The organism is Citrobacter sp. RHBSTW-00570 (assembly GCF_013739755.1).
GTDB classification, from domain to species: Bacteria; Pseudomonadota; Gammaproteobacteria; order Enterobacterales; family Enterobacteriaceae; genus Citrobacter; species Citrobacter braakii.
Map to the genome: position 1 here is coordinate 3,032,595 of NZ_CP056399.1, position 19,198 is coordinate 3,051,792.

13 protein-coding genes are annotated in these 19,198 nt (G+C 50.7%); 6 read left to right on the forward strand and 7 right to left on the reverse strand.

The features are described 5' to 3' along the window. Positions 1–137 precede the first annotated feature (137 nt). The 3 genes from phoP to roxA all read left to right on the forward strand — a co-directional run bounded on the left by phoP (position 138) and on the right by roxA (position 3,486). On the forward strand, positions 138–812 hold the full coding sequence (gene phoP, locus HV237_RS14480) for a two-component system response regulator PhoP (protein ID WP_047359312.1): 675 nt from the start codon (positions 138–140) through the stop codon (positions 810–812). Next, the gene (phoQ, locus tag HV237_RS14485; RefSeq protein ID WP_047359313.1) at positions 809–2,272 is read left to right on the forward strand and encodes a two-component system sensor histidine kinase PhoQ; all 1,464 of its coding nucleotides are present in this window, start codon (positions 809–811) and stop codon (positions 2,270–2,272) included. The genes phoP and phoQ overlap by 4 nt, the downstream gene beginning before the upstream one ends. A 92-nt stretch (positions 2,273–2,364) precedes the next feature. Then, positions 2,365–3,486, forward strand: a complete 1,122-nt coding sequence (gene roxA / locus HV237_RS14490) for a [50S ribosomal protein L16]-arginine 3-hydroxylase (RefSeq protein WP_016152697.1) — start codon at positions 2,365–2,367, stop codon at positions 3,484–3,486. A 104-nt stretch (positions 3,487–3,590) separates the two neighbouring features. Here the strand turns inward: roxA and pepT are convergent, their stop codons facing one another. Continuing rightward, on the reverse strand, positions 3,591–4,817 hold the full coding sequence (gene pepT / locus HV237_RS14495) for a peptidase T (RefSeq protein ID WP_016152696.1): 1,227 nt from the start codon (positions 4,815–4,817) through the stop codon (positions 3,591–3,593). A gap of 250 nt (positions 4,818–5,067) precedes the next feature. On the opposite strand from pepT, the gene potA reads away from it, so the two are divergent. From potA to HV237_RS14510, 3 genes are all read left to right on the forward strand, one after another. Further along, positions 5,068–6,204: a spermidine/putrescine ABC transporter ATP-binding protein PotA gene (potA, locus tag HV237_RS14500; protein WP_016152695.1), complete on the forward strand. Its 1,137-nt coding sequence runs from the start codon at positions 5,068–5,070 to the stop codon at positions 6,202–6,204. Further along, complete coding sequence (gene potB / locus HV237_RS14505; protein WP_016150058.1) at positions 6,188–7,051, forward strand: spermidine/putrescine ABC transporter permease PotB; 864 nt, start codon at positions 6,188–6,190, stop codon at positions 7,049–7,051. The genes potA and potB overlap by 17 nt, the downstream gene beginning before the upstream one ends. Before the next feature lie 832 nt (positions 7,052–7,883). Continuing rightward, complete coding sequence (locus HV237_RS14510) at positions 7,884–8,117, forward strand: hypothetical protein (protein WP_029139493.1); 234 nt, start codon at positions 7,884–7,886, stop codon at positions 8,115–8,117. Positions 8,118–8,136: 19 nt separating this feature from the next. Here the strand turns inward: HV237_RS14510 and HV237_RS14515 are convergent, their stop codons facing one another. The 6 genes from HV237_RS14515 to cspG form a co-directional block, all read right to left on the reverse strand. Beyond that, on the reverse strand, positions 8,137–16,719 hold the full coding sequence (locus HV237_RS14515) for a glucoamylase family protein (protein WP_181541565.1): 8,583 nt from the start codon (positions 16,717–16,719) through the stop codon (positions 8,137–8,139). A 156-nt stretch (positions 16,720–16,875) separates the two neighbouring features. Next, positions 16,876–17,040, reverse strand: coding sequence for a YnfU family zinc-binding protein (locus HV237_RS26055; RefSeq protein WP_175299807.1), 165 nt, complete (start codon positions 17,038–17,040; stop codon positions 16,876–16,878). A 696-nt stretch (positions 17,041–17,736) separates the two neighbouring features. Continuing rightward, complete coding sequence (locus HV237_RS14520) at positions 17,737–17,910, reverse strand: addiction module toxin, GnsA/GnsB family (protein ID WP_016152691.1); 174 nt, start codon at positions 17,908–17,910, stop codon at positions 17,737–17,739. 206 nt (positions 17,911–18,116) lie between these two features. Next, complete coding sequence (locus tag HV237_RS14525; RefSeq protein WP_019076503.1) at positions 18,117–18,347, reverse strand: hypothetical protein; 231 nt, start codon at positions 18,345–18,347, stop codon at positions 18,117–18,119. 73 nt (positions 18,348–18,420) lie between these two features. Then, on the reverse strand, positions 18,421–18,609 hold the full coding sequence (locus HV237_RS14530; RefSeq protein WP_100250067.1) for a cold-shock protein: 189 nt from the start codon (positions 18,607–18,609) through the stop codon (positions 18,421–18,423). A 10-nt stretch (positions 18,610–18,619) separates the two neighbouring features. Continuing rightward, on the reverse strand, positions 18,620–18,832 hold the full coding sequence (cspG, locus tag HV237_RS14535; RefSeq protein WP_047359315.1) for a cold shock protein CspG: 213 nt from the start codon (positions 18,830–18,832) through the stop codon (positions 18,620–18,622). Positions 18,833–19,198 lie beyond the last annotated feature (366 nt).

Here is a 19,198-nt window from a genome sequence, read left to right on the forward strand (position 1 = left end):
TGCCGTACATACAAGGATGAGGCCAGGCGAGATATGCGCCCTCGCATGGGAAGATATTGTTTAATTTCATAGCGCTGCTTTCAATCTTCATAATCAGCGTTAAACTATTTATACCGTTATTTTAGGGAGAAACGATGATGCGCGTACTGGTTGTCGAGGATAATGCTTTATTACGCCACCACCTCAAGGTTCAGTTACAGGATTTAGGGCATCAGGTGGATGATGCAGAAGATGCGAAGGAAGCGGACTATTATCTGAATGAACATCTGCCGGATATCGCGATCGTTGATTTAGGACTCCCCGATGAAGACGGTTTGTCATTGATCCGCCGTTGGCGTAGCAATGAGGTTTCGTTGCCGATTCTGGTGTTAACCGCGCGTGAAGGCTGGCAGGACAAGGTGGAAGTACTCAGCGCCGGAGCCGACGATTACGTCACAAAACCGTTTCATATCGAAGAGGTGGCAGCGCGCATGCAGGCACTTATGCGTCGCAACAGCGGTCTGGCATCGCAGATTATCTCTCTTCCTCCTTTCCAGGTGGACCTCTCTCGACGCGAGTTATCCGTCAATGATGAAGTTATCAAGCTCACGGCGTTCGAATACACCATTATGGAAACACTTATCCGTAATAACGGCAAAGTGGTCAGTAAAGATTCGCTCATGTTACAGCTTTACCCGGATGCCGAGCTGCGTGAAAGCCACACCATTGATGTTCTGATGGGGCGTCTGCGTAAAAAAATACAGGCGCAATACCCGGATGATGTCATCACCACCGTGCGTGGCCAGGGATATCTGTTTGAACTGCGCGAATGAATAAATTATTGCGTCATTTATTCCCGTTATCACTGCGGTTGCGCTTTTTACTGGCAACCGCGGGCGTGGTATTGGTGCTTTCGCTGGCCTACGGCATGGTTGCCCTGGTGGGTTACAGCGTCAGCTTTGATAAAACAACGTTCCGCCTGCTGCGGGGTGAAAGTAACCTGTTCTATACCCTGGCAAAATGGGAGAACGGTAAGATAAACGTCGAGCTGCCCGAGAATCTCGATATGCAAAGCCCAACAATGTCGCTGATCTATAACGAAGACGGTGAGTTGTTGTGGGCGCAGCGCAATGTTCCCTGGCTGACGCACAGTATCCAACCGGAATGGCTAAAAGCGAACGGTTTTCATGAGATTGAAGCCAATGTAGATGCCACCAGCACCTTACTGGGCGAAGATCATTCCGCTCAGCAGCAGCTAAAAGAAGTCAGAGAAGATGATGACGATGCCGAAATGACCCACTCGGTCGCCGTGAACGTCTACCCCGCCACTGCCAGAATGCCACAGTTGACCATAGTGGTTGTCGATACCATTCCTATTGAGCTAAAGCGCTCGTATATGGTATGGAGTTGGTTTATTTATGTGCTGGTCGCCAATCTGTTGCTGGTCATTCCGCTGTTATGGGTAGCCGCCTGGTGGAGTCTGCGGCCCATCGAATCGCTGGCGCGTGAAGTCCGTGAGCTTGAGGAACATCATCGAGAGATGTTAAACCCCGCCACCACGCGCGAACTGACCAGCCTGGTCCGCAATCTTAATCGACTTTTAAAAAGCGAACGCGAGCGCTACGACAAATACCGTACGACGTTAACAGACCTCACCCATAGCCTGAAAACACCGCTGGCGGTATTACAGAGTACGCTCCGCTCGATGCGTAATGAAAAAATGAACGTAAGCGACGCGGAACCCATCATGCTGGAACAAATCAGCCGTATTTCCCAGCAGATTGGCTATTACCTGCATCGCGCCAGCATGCGTGGCAGCAGCGTGCTGCTTAGCCGCGAACTGCATCCGGTCGCGCCGTTGCTGGATAAACTCACCTCGGCGCTAAATAAGGTGTATCAGCGTAAAGGCGTGAACATAAATCTCGATATCTCACCCGAAATCAGTTTTGTGGGCGAACAGAACGATTTTGTTGAAGTGATGGGCAACGTGCTGGATAACGCATGTAAATATTGTCTGGAGTTTGTCGAGATTTCAGCGCATCTGTCCGAAGATCAGCTACACATTCTGGTTGAAGATGATGGTCCAGGTATTCCGCAAAGCAAACGGGAAGTGGTGTTTGACCGTGGACAACGTGTCGATACGTTACGACCAGGGCAAGGCGTTGGACTGGCGGTGGCGCGAGAAATCACCGAACAGTATGACGGGCAGATTATTGCAGGCGATAGCCTGCTGGGTGGCGCGCGCATGGAAGTTATTTTTGGCCGCCAGCAGCCGGGGCAAAAAGACGAGTAATCGCCGCATGTAATAAATATGTACTGATTTCCCGCTTGCGGTTAAGTATCCGTTATAATCGGTTGCAGATACCAGCCTGCGGGATGCTCATTATGGAATACCAACTCACACTTAACTGGCCCGATTTTCTTGAACGCCACTGGCAGAAACGCCCGGTGGTCTTAAAACGCGGGTTTAACAACTTTATTGATCCACTCTCTCCTGACGAACTGGCTGGACTGGCAATGGAAAGCGAAGTCGACAGCCGACTCGTCAGCCACCAGGACGGTAAATGGCAGGTTAGCCACGGTCCGTTCGAAAGCTATGATCATCTCGGCGAGAACAACTGGTCGCTGCTGGTACAGGCGGTCAATCACTGGCATGAGCCAACCGCCGCGCTGATGCGCCCGTTTCGCGAACTGCCGGACTGGCGGATTGACGATCTGATGATCTCCTTCTCTGTCCCCGGCGGCGGCGTTGGCCCACATCTTGATCAGTACGATGTGTTTATCATTCAGGGAACCGGTCGACGTCGCTGGCGCGTGGGCGAAAAACTGCAGTTGAAGCAGCACTGCCCTCACCCGGACCTGCTGCAGGTCGCCCCGTTTGAAGCCATCATCGATGAAGAGCTGGAACCCGGCGATATCCTGTACATTCCACCAGGATTCCCGCACGAAGGCTATGCGCTGGAAAACGCCATGAACTATTCGGTCGGTTTCCGCGCGCCGAATACTCGCGAACTGATCAGCGGGTTCGCCGATTACGTTTTGCAACGTGAGCTGGGCAGCACGTATTACAGCGATCCTGACCTGCCGCCGCGCGATCATCCGGCTGACGTTCTGCCGCAGGAAATGGACAAGCTGCGTGAAATGATGCTTGGACTGATTAATCAGCCGGAACATTTCCAGCAGTGGTTTGGCGAGTTTATATCTCAGTCTCGTCATGAGCTGGATATTGCTCCACCGGAGCCGCCGTATCAGCCAGACGAAATTTACGATGCCCTGAAGCAAGGGGATGTGTTAGTGCGTCTGGGCGGATTGCGCGTATTGCGCATTGGCGATGACGTCTACGCCAACGGTGAGAAAATTGATTCACCGCATCGCCCTGCCCTGGAAGCACTTGCCAGCCATATTGTTCTGACGGCCGAGAACTTTGAGGATGCGCTGGAAGATCCGTCTTTCCTTGCCATGCTTGCCGCACTGGTTAACAGCGGATACTGGTTCTTCGAAGGATAATACGAACGTTGCCTGATGCGACGCTAGCGCGTCCTATCAGGCCTTTTGGAGTGAAATACTGTAGGCCGGATAAGCAAAGCGCTATCCGGCATCTATCGATAAATTTACTGCTGCTTTGCGGTTAACTCCGCAATACGTACAATCACCCGCACCGCTTTTTCCATTCCTTCCAGAGTTACAAACTCATGTTTACCATGATAGTTGTAGCCTCCGGTGAACAGATTCGGACACGGTAATCCCATAAACGACAGCTGCGCGCCGTCGGTGCCGCCACGAATAGGTTTCAGCACCGGCTCAATATCGCAATCGCGCATCGCCTTCTGGGCGATATCCAGCACATGCGGATGCTCAATCACTTTTTCGCGCATATTGTAGTAGCTGTCTTCAATCACCAGTTCGATATAGCAATCCGGGTGTAACCCTTTGCCGACCTTTTTGGCGATCTCCATGATCTTGCGTTTGCGCGCTTCAAACTGCTTGCGGTCAAAATCACGGATGATGTAGTGCATATCCGCCCGATCGACCGTCCCTTTCATGCTCGCCAGATGATAAAAGCCTTCGTAGCCTTCCGTCGTTTCCGGGCTTTCGTCTGCCGGAACCTCAGCATGAATACGAGCAGCCAGCGACAGCGCATTCACCATCACCCCTTTTGCGGTACCGGGATGGACATTGTTGCCGACAATTTTGATATTAACCGACGCGGCGTTGAAGTTTTCAAATTCCAGCTCTCCCACGCCACCGCCGTCAACGGTATAGGCCCACTGCGCATCAAATGCCGCAACGTCAAAATGCTTCGCCCCTTTACCAACCTCTTCGTCCGGCGTAAAGGCCACGCGGATATCACCGTGCGGAATATCTTTTTGGATGAGCACCGCCAGCGCGGTCATGATTTCCGCCACGCCAGCTTTATCATCCGCGCCCAGCAGCGTTTTACCGTCTGTGGTGATCAGCGTCTGACCCAGAAGTTGATGCAGCACCGGGAACATCACCGGCGACAGAACTTCATCACCAATGCCTAACGCAATATCGCCGCCGCGATAGTTTTCAACGATTTGCGGATTAACGTTTTTACCGCTGAAATCCGGTGAGGTATCCACATGGGAAATAAAGCCGATCGCGGGAATATTGCCAGCAACGTTAGCGGGCAACGTGGCCATCAGCGTCCCCTTTTCGCTCAGTGAAATGTTAACCAGCCCCATCTCTTCGAGCTGTTGTTTGAGCAGTTGTAATAACTTCCACTGTCCTTCGGTGCTGGGTACCTGCCGCACGCCCGATTTTGATTGGGTGTCCAGCGACACGTAGTGTAAAAAACGCTCAAGTAGTTTATCCATGCAGTCACCCTCACTTTTTGTGACAACATTATCAATAAGCAACAAAAGACAAATATTGCGTCAGGTCACTTTTATCCCCGCAAGTGAGAATATTTCGCCCTGACATCCCCTCTGACTATAGGGCTAAGTCAGTAATTCGCAACAAGGATTGGCGATTACCATGGTTTGCCGTAGAATAACGGCCCTCATTAAGAGTCATCAAGGTGGTTAACCACGAACCCCGCAGCGGTCAGCCATCCGTTGCGTTTACATGGGACAGAGTAAAAAATTGAATAAACAACCGCGTTCGCTTTCTCCACTGGTGCAATTAGCGGGAATTCGCAAAAGTTTCGATGGCAAAGAGGTGATTTCCAGCCTAGATTTGACCATCAATAATGGCGAGTTTCTCACGCTGCTTGGCCCCTCTGGCTGCGGTAAAACAACCGTTCTTCGCCTGATTGCCGGTCTGGAAACGGTTGATTCCGGTCATATCATGTTGGACAACCAGGACATCACTCACGTTCCTGCGGAAAACCGCTACGTGAACACCGTCTTCCAAAGCTATGCGTTATTTCCCCACATGACCGTTTTTGAGAATGTGGCCTTTGGCTTACGCATGCAAAAAACGCCCGCAGCCGACATTCCTCCCCGCGTTACCGAAGCTCTGCGCATGGTGCAGCTGGAAGAGTTCGCCCAGCGAAAACCGCATCAACTCTCCGGTGGACAGCAGCAGCGCGTAGCGATTGCCCGAGCGGTGGTCAATAAACCCCGTTTACTCCTGTTAGACGAATCTCTCTCTGCGCTGGACTACAAACTGCGCAAGCAGATGCAGAACGAACTGAAAGCGCTGCAACGTAAGCTTGGTATCACCTTTGTCTTTGTCACTCACGATCAGGAAGAGGCGCTGACCATGTCAGACCGTATCGTGGTGATGCGCGATGGCAAGATTGAGCAGGACGGTACGCCGCGCGAAATCTACGAAGAGCCGAAAAATCTGTTCGTCGCCGGGTTTATCGGTGAGATCAATATGTTTAACGCGACGGTGATAGAACGTCTGGACGAACAGCGCGTTCGTGCTAACGTTGAAGGTCGCGAGTGCAATATTTATGTCAACTTCGCGGTGATTCCCGGGCAGAAGCTGCACGTCCTGTTACGCCCTGAAGATCTGCGCGTTGATGAAATCAACGACGACAATCATATTGAAGGCCTGATCGGCTACGTGCGTGAACGCAACTACAAGGGCATGACGCTGGAGTCGGTTGTGGAACTGGAAAATGGCAAGATGGTGATGGTCAGTGAATTCTTCAACGAAGACGATCCTGACTTTGACCACTCTCTCGACCAGAAAATGGCGATTAACTGGGTAGAAAGCTGGGAGGTCGTACTGGCTGATGAAGAACACAAGTAAATTCCAGAGTGTGGTGATCGTCACCATTGTCGGTTGGCTTGTGTTATTTGTCTTTCTGCCCAACCTGATGATCATCGGCACCAGCTTTTTGACCCGCGACGATGCCAATTTCGTCAAAATGGTCTTTACGCTGGAAAACTATACACGCCTGCTCGATCCGCTCTATTTTGAGGTACTGGTTCACTCCCTCAATATGGCGCTGATTGCCACGCTCGCCTGTCTGGTGCTCGGCTATCCGTTTGCCTGGTTTTTGGTGAAACTGCCGGAAAAAGTGCGTCCATTGCTGCTGTTCCTGCTGATTGTTCCGTTCTGGACCAACTCGCTTATTCGCATCTACGGACTCAAAATATTCCTCAGTACCAAGGGCTACCTCAACGAATTTCTGTTGTGGCTCGGCGTTATCGATACCCCCATTCGCATCATGTTTACCCCCAGCGCGGTGATTATCGGCCTGGTGTACATCCTGCTGCCGTTTATGGTGATGCCGCTCTATTCCAGCATTGAAAAGCTCGATAAACCGCTGCTGGAAGCCGCGCGCGATTTGGGCGCCAGTAAACTTCAGACCTTCACCCGCATCATTATTCCGTTAACGATGCCGGGAATTATCGCCGGATGCCTGCTGGTTATGCTGCCCGCAATGGGGCTGTTTTACGTTTCCGATTTAATGGGCGGGGCGAAAAACCTGCTGATTGGCAACGTGATTAAAGTTCAGTTCCTGAACATCCGCGATTGGCCGTTCGGTGCTGCCACCAGCATTACGCTGACCATCGTCATGGGTCTGATGCTGCTGATCTACTGGCGCGCCTCCCGCTTGCTGAACAAGAAGGTTAGCGACATTGATAGTTAACCGATATTACCTATAAAGTTAAAATGATCATGGCATGCAGTTTACCCTCAAGTAAACTGCATGCCAGGTCACGAACGGGGATAAGATTTGTAAAATCAGAAAGGAATTGTAAACCCGCAAAAATATGCCGTCATGATAAGCATGAATTTATTATCGATATTCAAGAAATTGTCTTCTGGATTCATCATCTTCAAGGTACTCAAATGAGAGAAGGCGAATTTTGGTAAGGTTATAAAACCACTCGCAATCGTTTCGTTGAATAATTTCGCCAGGCTTGAAACATATTCCTGATGCTTCCCGGATAATCGCATATTTACCATTATTAAACCTGGCCCTGTGGATACAGAAAGATTGACCAACCTGCCCATGACAGCTGTTCGAAAGGATATGTCCTTCAATAAAAATAGATTTTTTAGATTTCATCATCATATCCTCTCAAACTGCAGTACAGGAGCAATATTGTCATTTCCCAACATCACTCACGTTAGGTGGCAGAAGCCGATCAGCCGCCGATACACCAGCATTCTGATGGTCTGAACAACAGCCCGCAGGCAGGGCACTCCAGAACCGCATCTTTTCTTAGTTTACCTGCTTTCTGATCGGCTCTGTATGCGCATACCGGGCAGGCAACATGCACCGGTCTTTCTTTAAAGTGCCTGAGTCCTTTTGTATAAGACATAAATAATTCTCTGAGGAACACAGTAATTATTATACGCCTTAATATAAAAATAACTGGCTTAAGTTATGTTAATTTATGATTAAATCAGGATATCAGATATTGAAAATTAAACGTCTGATTTATGATATAATACCCTTCCGTGAGAAATTTATCATGAAATCAGAAGACACCCTTGACTGGTACCCGGCCCAGTTGCCACCAGTGAAAATTATTCTTGGCGAAGCCGTGCTGGCAGTCGGCAAACAGGGCCGACCTATTAATACCCGAACTTTGCTGGAATACCTTCAGGTCATGCAGGACAAGCAAAAAAAACGAGATGACAAAATCGCCATGCAGACAGCGATTGAGGTTCTCAGGGATAATCAGCGCATTAACGGCAGACGTTAATGCGCGTCCGGACTCAGTATCAGTTCTGAATAATCTCAACCGTATGGTTTTGTCCATCATCCCGCAGCGGTATTCTGTCATCAGGGAGGAGAGCACCATCCAGTGTAACGCGATATTCTGCATCGCCGCGTGAGACACTAATCTGATAATGGCTTTCGCCATATTGATAAGCCATAGAAAAAGACGGCCACCCATCCGGCAACCGGGCATGAACCGTAAGATCAGCACCGGAACGTTTTATCCCCAGTAATTCCTCGGTAAGTAAACGCCAGGCCCAGCCTGATGAACCGGTATACCAGCTCCATCCGGCACGTCCGATATGGGGAGCGACGCTGTAGACATCAGCGCTCATGACATAAGGCTCGGCTTTATAAATCCCGACTGAGTTCGCATTCAGAGTATGATTTATCGGGCTGAGCATGGACCAGAGTTGCCAGGCACGTTCGGCATTCCCCATTCGGGCAAATGCCATTACAGCCCAGATAGCGCCATGTGTATACTGCCCTCCGTTTTCCCGCACACCAGGCAGGTAACCCTGTATGTACCCCGGATTTGGACCGTGCCCATCGAAAGGCGGCGTTAATAGTTTTATCAGTCCCCCCTCGCTATTCACAAGGTGCTTATCCAGCGCCTGCATGGCCTTTGCGCACCGTCCCGGGCTAGCGGCCCCGGACAATACTGACCAGCTCTGGGCAATCGCATCAATCCGGCAGTCCTGTGAGGCTTTCGACCCCAAGGGAGTACCATCGTCAAAATATCCACGCCGGTACCATTCGCCATCCCAGGCGTGGGCTTCGAGATTGCTTTGCAGGCGCACAACCTGTGAACGGCACATTGAGGCGACACTTTCATCCAGCCTGCGATCAGCCAGCACCGCAAACCGCTGCAAAATATCGAACAGAAAGAAGCCCAGCCAGACGCTTTCACCCCTGCCTTCGATCCCCACCCGGTTCATGCCGTCATTCCAGTCACCCGCCCCCATCAGCGGCAGACCATGCTCCCCGAACTGTTGTCCATACTTAATGGCTTTGACGCAGTGTAACCAGAGTGTCTCTTCGGTACCGCTGATCACCGGCGTATCATAGGCAGACTCTTCACCAGGCTGAAGCGGACGTCCCTCCAGATAAGGAATACGTGTTTCCAGTACATCCATATCCCCCGTCGTTTCAACATAGTGGCAAACGGCAAGCGGAAGCCACAGATAGTCATCGGAACAGCGCGTGCGCACCCCGTTGCCGTGTGGCGGGTGCCACCAGTGCTGTACATCACCCTCAATAAATTGCCGTGATGCACACAGGATTATCTGTTCTCTCATCCGGTTCGGATCAGCATGACTCAGCGCCAGCGTATCCTGCAGTTGATCGCGAAAACCAAATGCGCCGCCGGACTGGTAGTAACCGCTGCGAGCCATCAGGCGACAGGCTACCGTCTGGTACAATAGCCAGCCATTCACCAGTAAATTTACCGATGTGTCGGGGGTGTTAACCACAATTTTATCAAGCACATTGTGCCAGTGGCTGTGAACCCGGTTCAGCTCCTCGCGGACCGTCTCCTCATTCATATAACGGGCAAGCGTCTCCTGAGCTCGAATATGATTCTCCTCTGCGCCGAGGATAAAAATAAACGTCCTCTGATCGCCATCAATTAATGTAACCGCCGATTGTACTGCCCCGCAGGGATCCAGACCGGCGCCCGTTTTACCTGAAAGCCTGCGTAGCTTCATGACCGACGGGGCGTGCAGAGAACCATTACGACCGATAAACTCCCGGCGGTCCCCGGTCAACGAACAGTCATTACCGCTGACGGCAAAAAAGGCAGTACGACCGCTACCGTTATCACCATAAAAGTTGTTCGCCAGCACTCCGCAGCCGCCAGGCGGTCTGGCCGCATGTGTCACAATGTGAGGGGCTGAGCGAGTTCGTGTTCCTCCGAGCGTCCACTCCACATAGCCGGTGACGGAAAGTTTGCGTGTCCGCCCCGAAGAGTTACTGAGCGTCAGGAGCGCCAGCTTAACCGGCGCCTCTTCGGCAACCAGGACCGTCAGCTCGCTGTCTATACCATTCTCTCGATGGGCAAACACGCTGTAACCGAAACCATGGCGGGTCAGGTAATCACCATGTCCGCGAACAGGTAAAGCCGTCGGTGACCAACACTCACCACTCTCTTCATCGCGCAGATAAAACGCCTCGCCGCTGCGATCGCTCACCGGATCGTTCTCCCACGGTGTCAACCGGTATTCATGTGCATTCTCATACCAGGAGTAGGCCTGTCCCGCCTCTGAAATCACAGTGCCAAAACGGGCATTTGCCAATACGTTTGACCAGGGAGCCGGTGTCTGCGCATCTTCCCGCAGGACAATCTGATATTCCCGACCATCCTGAGAAAATCCACCGTAACCATTGAAATGGCATAACTGACTGATATCGGGACTCCAGTCCGTATGTTGATTACGCTCGCGTACAGCCCGTGGAATGAGTGCTCTGGCCTGAGGTTTAAGGGTATGAGTACGCTGATTAAGCTGCTCATTGATACTGCCTGTGCGGTCATCAAGATAAAGACAGGCCACGCTCATCAAAAGCAACTTATCCTCAGCAGAGAGATGCTCGCCATTACGAACAAAAATACCGCCCGTTTTGTCCAGCAGACTGGCTTCAGACCCGGCATAAATTAAGTCCATAATCTGATTTTGTAAGCCCTGCTGGTAGCCGCCGGGACTGTTATTCAGGATAACCAAATCAACATCCAGCCCTTTCTGTCTCCAGTAACGGTGCGCCTGAATCAGTGTGGTCACTGAGGCAATACTTTCCTCGCTGGTAATACTGAGCAGCACTATCGGCAGATCGCCTGAAATTGCCCAGCCCCACAGACCGGACTGACCACGCCGGTTGCGGCTGATCGCCTGGCCTTCGGCGCGCAGCTCCTGGACAGGGTAAAGCACCGCGCTGGCAAGACGATTAAACAAAGTGGCATCATCTTCACTGGCGTTCATCTGGCGTAATACCACCAGACTGTGAGACCAGGCCAGTTCAAAGACGCGATCAGCGATAGGGTAATCGCGGTATTTTTCCAGCAACGCCAGACTCTGCTGGCGGGTCTCGCTGATGCCATAAATGATATCAATCGTGACCGGCTGCCCCGGCTGCAGGGTGATGGCGTGGCGTATTGCCAGGATCGGATCCAGCACTGACCCCGACGTGTTGCTGAGCGCCCCGCCTGCCTTTATTGCCTGGGCATCAGCAGGGTTTCTGCCACGACCAAGAAATTTTGCCCTGTCTGTTTCAAACGAAACGTTATGACGGTTATCGCCATGCACCACCATCATGTGAAACAGGCAGGGACTCGCTTCACCCGGTGAACGCGGGCGCCGGTGGCAAAGAATAGCGTCACGCTCAGGATCCAGTTCCGTCTGAATAAACAAATTGCTAAATGCCGGGTGTGCCAGATCGCTGGCTTCAGGTGCCAGTACTACTTCGGCATAGGTTGTCAGTTCCAGAGAGCGAGGCTGGCGACCACGATGAATCAGTGTGAGTCGTCGCAACTCAATATCATCCTCCGGGGAGATCACAACCTGAGTTTTGACGCTGAGCCCATCGAAAGTGCGTCTGAATTCAGCACTCGCATCGGTGAATATCACTTCCTCGTCATGCCCGCTGGTGTGGGCTGTCGGTTGCCAGGTATTGCTCGACACATTCCCCGTCTGTATATCGCGGATATAGCAGAATGCTCCCCAGTTATCGCGGGTGGTATCACTGCGCCAGCGCGTGAGCGCAATATTATTCCAGCGACTGTAGCCGCCGCCGCCCGTGGTCAACATCAGATGATAATGGTTGTTGGACAGCAGTTGAATATCCGGGGCCGGCGTGTCCACGCCATAGAAAATACGGGGTTCATAGCGAACGGGTTTGACCCTGCCCTCATGAGATTCAAAATGACGGCGCGGACTGTACAGATCAACTGCATCCGGCACGCGTTCCTGTAACAGCAGGCTCGCTGATCGGAAGACCGTACTGGACATGAAGCGTTCAGTCATCGGGGCGTCAAGTAGCACATGAGCCAGCGCCTGAAACGCCATGCCCTGGTGATGCGCCATCCAGGACTGAACCACCGCATAGAGCTGACCGGTTGCGAGGCGTGAGGGAGTATAGTCCAGCGCTTCATAAAAACCGTATTCACCATGCGCGCCATTTTTTTGCAGCCTGATCAGGTTCTCACAGGCTTTCTGTGGCGAGACCATCAACGCCAGCAGTGTGGCGTAAGGGGCGACAACCATGTCATCAGCAAGCCCCCTGCGCAGGCCGAGACCCGGCACACCAAATGCCTGATATTGATAATTATGCTGAACATCAAAAGCATGATAACCAGACTCTGAAACGCCCCACGGTACTCCGCGTTCTTTCCCCCAATGAATCTGGCGCATAACCGCCGACTGACTCATTTCATCGAGCAGGCTGCCAGGCCAGGTGGGCATTACCAGATTCGGCATCAGGTATTCAAACATTGACCCGCTCCATGACATCAGGGCTGTTTCATTGTCAATGGTGGTGAACAGTCGCCCAAGCGCGTACCAGCTTTTAAGAGGCAGTTGATTAGTGGCAATGGCAAGAAAGCTGGTCAGGCGGATTTCAGACGGCAGAAGATCGTAGTGGCTCTTGTCAGGCATATTCGTGTCACAGTTATAGCCAACACTGAGCAGACTGGTTGCTTCGCTGTACAGAAAGGCGAAATCCATCCGGGCATGCTCATCCAGCCGTTGTTCAAGTTCAGTGATAATATTGAGTCGCATCCGGGCCTGCTCCGTCGCTGACGCCGGGGGGGTTCCTACACCAGTAAATGTTGCGCGGGCAAGCTCGCACAAAGTCGGCAGCGTCTGTTCGTTCCAGGATGCAGGTAACCAACCAAGCAGCAGCGACCACTCATGGCAAAGCTGAACCAGTTGATGCTCCAGATGTCCTGCCCAACGCATCTGAAGAGGAGATCCCTGATGGCATAGCGTGTTCAGGTGATTGCACTGGGTGCGCATATTTTTCAGCTCGCTGAAAAATGTCTGCGGAGAGAGCGACACCGCGCTCAGGCAGTGTTTTCGCAACAACCGCAAGCTGTCAGGCGGGTTCTGCCCCCACTGTTTTTCCAGAATATCCAGCGTATCGTTCAGCCCTGCCAGTATCTGTTGGCGGTTTAAAACTGGCTGATGACGCATGGCGGACAGCCCTGCACGCAGTGTCAACAAATGCCCTGCCATGTTGCCGCTGTCAACGCTTGAGATATAGCGTGGGCTGAGGGGGGCCAGCGTACGAGTGTCATACCAGTTGTAGAGATGGCCCCGGTAGTGCTCCATTTTATCCATTGTGTCGAGCGTGAGCGATACGCGCCGGAGCACTTCCCCGCCGGGCAGGTAGCCAAAGTCCCATGCCGTCAGGTTAGCCATGAGGGAAAGGCCAATATTGGTAGGAGAAGTTCGATGGGCCACCGTCGGCTGCGGTATTTCCTGGTAGTTATCAGGCGGAAGCCAGTTCTCTTTTTCTGTGGCAAAGGTTTCAAAAAACGCCCAGATTTCACGGCTTGTCTGGCGCAACAGCTGTTTTTGTTCCGGATTGGGCGAAAACACCTTACGCGCAGGCTGACGACTCAGCCAGCTCATCAGCAGCGGTGCCGCACACCATAACAAACCGATCGGCAACGCAATCCCCAGCAGTTGTGGAGCAAATTGTCCGGTCAGTATTATCAGCATCACACCACATGCAACATTCAGCCACATCGCCTGATAAAAACGCGCGACAGTGGGTCCGGCCTGATTGCTGTCCTGGCTGTGGCTGACCCACTGGCTGAGGTGACGCCTGCTGAACCCCAATCGCCATAACGTCACGGCGATCGCTTTTAGCGAATATCCGGCTTCATGCGGCAGTATCGCAAAATTAAGGCCGATACCTGACAAACGCTTCAGCGCGCCCGCCCCTACCAGTAACAGATGCGGCTTCAGGCGGCGACGCAGAGGTTTATGCAGCAGGTCATGGGTGATGCAGAGGATGGTTGGCAACAGCCATATCAGCGACAGTACGCCCAGCCAGTAAACCGGATTAGGTACCCCTAGCAGGGTGAAGAACAGCAATACCAGTAATGAGGGGGCGACCAGACTGCGACGCAGATTATCGAGTAATTTCCAGTAAGAAAGCGCGGTCAGCGGATTCCTGGCCCGGGTTCCATCGGCTCTTCTGACACGTGGTTTCAGCCAGTTAAGCAGTTGCCAGTCACCCCGGATCCAGCGTGAACGACGTGCAACATCCGACAGATAATTATTCGGGTACTGTTCATAGAGTAACACCTCACTCAGCAGACCCGAACGTGCATAGCATCCTTCGAGTAGATCATGGCTGAGAACCAGGTTTTCCGGGCAGGTGTTGGCCGTGGCCTGCATAAAAATGTCAACATCGTAAATCCCTTTCCCCACGAACGATCCTTCCCCAAAAAGGTCCTGATAGATATCCGAAGACATCATCGAATAGGGATTATTGCCCGGTATGCTGCTGCGCATGGCGGCGTAACGTCCCTGACCGTTGCGTGGTATCTCCTCCGCAAGGCCGGGTTGTAAAATGCCAAATCCTTTGACAACCCTCTGGCGTACCGGATCATACTCTGGCGTATTCAGCGGATGCGCCATCGTCGCGACCAGTTTGTGCGCCGTATCGCGCGGCAGCACCGTATCACTGTCCAGGGTAATGACGTATTTAATGTGGCCCGGTAAAAGGTTAGCAGGCATGTCTGCAACGCTGACGAATTGTGTCCCCGGATGGCGCAACCAGTTGTTCAGTAACGCCAGTTTTCCCCGCTTGCGTTCATAGCCCATCCACGTTCCTTCCGCGGGGTTCCATTCAGGCTGGCGGTGTAGCAGATAAAAACGTGGGCGGCTGGAGGGATAGCGGCGATTCAGCGCCTGCGTATCGGCGATCGCCTGTCTGAGCAGCATCTGGCTTTCCGGCGAGGGTTCATTTGCAGAATCAGCGAAATCAGTGAGCAGCGCAAACCTGAGATTTTCGTTTTCATTCCCCAGCCAGCAGACTTCAAGACTGGTGAGGAGTTGGCTGAAACTTGCGTGGCTGGTCAGCATGCAGGGGATGACTAACAGAGTGGCGCTGTCAGGGGGAATGCCGGTTGAGAAATCCATCCGCGGCAAGGGGCGAGGAACGCGAAAACGGGTGGTGGCGTCACTGAGTAAATCGCTCATTAACTGAGTTACAGCAATAATCAGAGGGAATATCACCGCGATCAACAGCCAGTCTGCGCCCTGCATGGCTGTTTCGTGCAAAATTGCCGCGGTCGTTGCGGTTGTCAACAACGCCAGGCTTCCAAGCCATGACAGCAGGGTTATTCTGTTGAAACTGTGCCGCAAGCGCATGAGCCTTGAGGTGTCTGCTAACAGATGAATTTCCAGCGCCTGCCGACCTTCGCCTGCGAGATAAAAACCAACATGATGTTCCAGTGTATCGGGAGCACTGTTTCCTGAAAGCGTCAGCACCCTGTCAGCAACGTCAGGCTCGCTGAGACCACTGTCTCTGGCCAGGACCTCAACAACGTGCCGGTAATGATCCCGGGTATTGAAGTGCATCCGAGGATAGATACCGGCAGGATCATTGCGTAATGCCTGTTCGACGACACTTATCGTTTCGGCGAAATCAGCCCAATCCGTTTCACTCAGTAATCGCAGACCCGCGATACTGTTACTGACAGATAGCTGGCTGGCGGCAAGCTGTTGATTGAAATTATGTATGAGAACGTCGGTGGTGATCCCCTGTTCCCGAAGGCACTGATCAACCCAGGTCAGAGGTAACGACAGCGCATTGCCATGCCCCTGCAGGCGCCGCACCAGCTCTGCGACAAACGCACTGGTTAACGTAGGTCGGGAGCGTGCCATATCGGCAACCACCATGATTAAATCGCCAGGGGCATTCTCTGCACATCCGAAAATCTTTGTTATCCACATATCAGCCAGCGTTCTGTCCTGCTGCGCTTTGATCACTTCGATACTGATACGACGAAGATTTTCAATCAGCGCCAGGCGCAGCATTCCCGGTAACGCCCAGACTTCACCTAATGTCAGCGGGGTCACCTGTTGATAGGCGGTGAGATAGCTGGTCAGGCTGGCAGCATCCCAGCGCCCGTCACCGTGAGCAATGGCCTCTGATGCAATATTGTAAATTCGTGGGCAATTCAGCGGCGACATCAGCGACGGGAGACCTTTACCAAAGCTTTTCGGCAAGTGCTGACGGACAGTGCGGATTTGTTCCTCAATCAGATAATAATTGTCCAGCAACCACTCCCCGGCAGGCATGATGCTGGTCTTTTTACCCGCGTTAAGCTCATAACAGCTTTGGGTAATGATGGCCTCATTCTCGCCGAGTCTTTTTAGAAGATAATAAGGATGTTTATCCGGCGATAATTTATGGGTCCGTGCGAGCTTCTGACCGTAGCGTTCCATCTGGGCGGTCGAAAAGAGTTCCGACTGCAGCGTGTTTTCACCGGCAGGATCGTTCGCCGAAAACGTTACGCTTTCGGTAGCATTCATCGGAATATGGGAGCGGTTAAACCACGCCCTGGGGTTCATTTTCATAGCATTGCTCTGATGCAGAGTTAGCATGCAGGAGCAGTTGCGAAATCAGTTCAGAAACGTTCTCTCAGGATGGGCGTAAGGCATCAGGGATTTAACAGCTGCCGAGATTTGACTTAAGTATAGAACACAGGGTTTAGGTGCAACTAAGTGTCAGGGTTATCGTGGTGAAACAAACAGTGTTTTACAGCCAGGGCACAGCATTGTCTGCTTAAGGCGAATTTTAGAAATAGATTGGGATGAACGTAAGCCGCAGGCCGGGCAGATGACAGTAGTCGTCGATACGCCGCCGAGGTACTTCATTGCGTAATCGATGAGAGACATGATGATTACCCTTTCGATGAATGAGATTCACTGTACCACGTCTGGATAAAATTTAACCATTTAATTTATCTTCCTATTTTTTATCCAAAAGGGGGATATCACAGGGTAGATGACGACGTTTGCCAAGATAGATATTTGCAGCCACAGGGGCCGTTGAGACCGTTGCTCCGCCACTCTTCGATACGGCTCTCTGCAGTCCGCTCTGGTATACAATGACCCGCTTCGATATTTCTTCCGGGAAATACTATGATATTTACCCTGAACTTTTCCTTTATGCCTTAGTCTAATAATCAAATCCATCTGAAATGAAGAAAATTTATGATTACCAGCCTTTCATTGGTATTTACCGTCATTACCGCTCTGTGCATTATGTTGTTTGCTGCGGTAAAAGTAGGAGTTGGGTTATCTAACAATCCCGACCGAAATGATAATTAACCCATTCGCAGGCTACTACGTCATCCCACTCCCCTCAATGTGATACCCACTGACCACGAAATTTCCGACAAGTGCATTCCCTGCCCTGAGCCAGCAGTAGCCCGATAGCGCGGGCTGGCATCGGACAGGCCCCATTAAAAAGTCAGGACTTGTCTCTATGATTAAAAATGAAGGTTTTGACAACATCCAAATTTTTTGACAGCAATAAAAAAGCATTACCTTTTAAGATAATGCTTTTCATTCAAGCTGGGTTTTTAACGATTAGATCAATGTAATTTTAATATCATAGCTTTCAAGCCCAGTCATTTTTTCACGAGCAGTAAACTGGATGTCGGAAACTTCTTTTCCTGTCTTTTTTTTGAGTTCAACAATTTTTTTTGTAATGAATTCAGAAATATCCGCTTCAGTTTTTGTTTTTAACTCTTCGACGTTCATTATTTACCTCTCTTGATCTCTAACGTATCAACGCCAAGTATGTAACATTCCCCGTGGAGCACTTATAACAGCGCTGACATGTTTAAAAGATAGAATGGAAAGACTCAATAATCAAGAGGTTGCAGTCCAATCTTCATACAAGAAAAGCGCAAAAAATCTGCAAACCACTGGACTACTATCTCGGTCGGTAAAGAAACAATCAGATGTCACTTCAAAAGCTTCGATGCTGCCTCGAGAATCTCTTCGGAACTGACATCGCGATCAGAGGCAACATAAACTATTTTATGGTCTCCTGTCAGAGATGGAAATCCTGCTGACATCACGGACAGGTGTGCTTTTTCCCCATTGGGAAACTCACGCATTATCGAAGTAATTCCCTTCATTACGGATACAACAACTGCCGGTTCTGAGTTAAAAAAAACGATTACTTTTTTCATAATGATACCGTGATGGTTCGTACAAAGATGAACGGTTTAGCATACAAAAAAGGCTCCATAAGGAACCTGAACTTTATTTTCTAAAATCTAACGAAGTCTGACCAGAACGAATGTATAGCGCAACATTGTCAAATGTAATCATTATCGATTTGCAAAAAATACATTTTGCTCCGAAAGGATTTTTTTCAGTAACATCAAAGCTCGACGTTCTGTACTGAGATCCGTGGCAACACGGGCATCTGAAGTGAATATGATGTGTAATAACAGTTACCTTATACAACCACGACATTAACTGCTGAGGGGCCTTTAGGTCCCTGTTCAACACTAAACTCAACTTCCTGATTCTCATTCAGCGTCTTGAAATCATTACTCTGGATAGCAGAAAAGTGTACAAACACATCTTTACTGCCATCTTCAGGGGTGATAAACCCAAAACCTTTTTCAGGATTGAACCATTTAACTAAGCCAGTCATTTTATTAGACATAATTATTACCTTTCTTGAGTAAGCCCTTGGGCAGAATGGTCCGAAAAAATCATCAGAGAGAAAAGCCAGCAAGGAAGTCTCAACAGGAACAAGAAATAAAATTATTACAGCACTTGCTTTAGATAAATTCGTTACAAACCAAGAATTCATTAACGCATGATTAACCAAACATAGCAAGATTTAGTTTTATAGGGAAATCACACATGATTCTTATCATAAAAATGAATTTAAATAGCTTAAATCGAAAATTATGTCATGCTGCTTAAGACCTTTATCTATCACCCTAAGTTTTCAGGGATTTTGACTCACGGAAGAGTCGTATTTCCTCCATCTCAGCATAATATTTAGCTTCTACTACGAAATTTC